General features: G+C 42.3%; 1 protein-coding gene. It reads left to right on the forward strand.

The window, feature by feature from the left end; all coding sequences use genetic code 11:
- Window positions 1–469: 469 nt before the first annotated feature.
- Window positions 470–1,516: an FUSC family protein gene (locus KI356_RS26905; RefSeq protein ID WP_128281337.1), complete on the forward strand. Its 1,047-nt coding sequence runs from the start codon at window positions 470–472 to the stop codon at window positions 1,514–1,516.
- Window positions 1,517–1,733 lie beyond the last annotated feature (217 nt).

Below are 1,733 nucleotides of genomic sequence, written 5' to 3' on the forward strand. Positions count from 1 at the left end.
TACCCATTCCAGGGAAACCGCCCATACCCATTCCAGGGAAACCACCCATACCTGTTCCAGGAAAACCGCCCATACCCATTCCAGGGAAACCTATAATACGGTGAGAATATAATGTCATGTTTGCACCTACTTTTTATAAATATTTTATATTCTTTTACATGTTATGCTTAAAGAAAATGAAAGAGCTTATTCTCATTTGAAATTAGGCAGACTAACTACTGATAAGAGGGTTTTAGGTCAATTAGTTGGCGGGACCCCATTGCTAGCAACTTAAGAAATTGGCATTTCCCCATATCAAAAAAAATGAACTGAATTATTATAAATAACTCTGGAAAGATAAAGTTTTCATTTTGGGGATACTTCAAAATATTAGCCTGATGGACATAGGTATCACCACATGTCCATGGATTAAAGAAAGAGCCTATTATTAAACTGTACCCTACTCTTTGGGTCGGAAGAGGTGCTATAGATGAATGTAAAGACATATAGGGCTCAAGTGTTTTCTTGGTCTAAGGAAGCCAAGGTAGAAATAGTAGAACTCATTTCCGCCGGCATAGGTATGGCCGGACCTGTTCTGTTCGCCACAGTTCTAGGCTATCCCGCTCTTGGTTTTGCTGCATCGGTCGGCAGTTTGGCAGTCAGTAGCGTGAAAGTCGGTTCGAGTTTTATAAATCACGGGAAAAAGTTGGTATCAGCGTTGATATCAGTAGTGCTCGCTGCGATTGCTGCTGTTCTCTCTTTCGGACATGGCTATCTGACATTTGGAGTCTTGATCCTGCTGGTAAGCCTTGCTGCGTTAATTGGCGGATATAGTCGTGCCTTGGCGGCGGCAACAACAAGCTTTGTCGTATTCCTGATCATCATCCTCAACATGGTCGACCAGACTGAGTACCGGATGGAACTAATTTTTTCAATCTTAGCAGGGGCGATTTGGACCGTCAGTATCAGCTTGGTGCTAGGCATCTGGGTACACCGTTGTTATAAATCATCGTTGGATGGAGATGTGAAAGGCCCAACATCGAAAAAAATCATTCTATGGCGGAATTCTCTTACACACCTATCCGGTTGGCAATTCCCAATCAGGCTCGCATTATGTCTAGGTATAGCTGAGGGATTGCGAATACTTTGGCCCGAGCACCACTTCTATTGGATCGCAATTACCGTAGCGATCCTTACTCAGCGGAAAATAGAACTCTTTCCAATCAAAACAACACAACGAGTGCTTGGTACAGTAATCGGCGTGATTGTTGCGAGCTTGCTTCTCGCAACTAGTCTACCAATTTGGGGGTTAGTTATAAGTATCGGGCTATTCGCAGGTGTTCGACCTCTTCTAAAGGTTCGAAATTATCTTGTATACTCTGCAACCATGATTCCGCTCATTATTTTGATTATGGAAGCCGGCAAGCCGTTCCAGTTTATCATTCTGTTCGACCGTGTATTTGCAACCCTTATCGGTGCAGTCATCGTGATTGCAGTGAACTTGATATTCAGTAGAGCGATGGCGAAATCAGTGTAAAGGTGGTTATCTAGCGAAAGATGCTTTAATATTTCGGGTATCTTTTTCAGTCTTTTATATTATCGGGTTTAGGTAGGAAATGAAGATGCACTCTTGCACTTGCAATCATTAGAATTACAGCTTTCAATAGATAAATCTTCACCCGGGGTATCTAAAAAACTCAGAGTGGCCCTTCATCCCTAGAATCGTTTCTATACCCGACAAACATTAAATAAAG

Origin of the sequence: Bacillus hominis, assembly GCF_018332515.1 — a bacterium.
GTDB classification, from domain to species: domain Bacteria; phylum Bacillota; class Bacilli; order Bacillales; family Bacillaceae_G; genus Bacillus_A; species Bacillus_A hominis.

Coding starts and splice junctions, on each gene's coding strand:
- KI356_RS26905 (WP_128281337.1), top strand. CDS start 470: ATGAATGTAAAGACATATAGGGCTCAAGTGTTTTCTTGGTCTAAGGAA.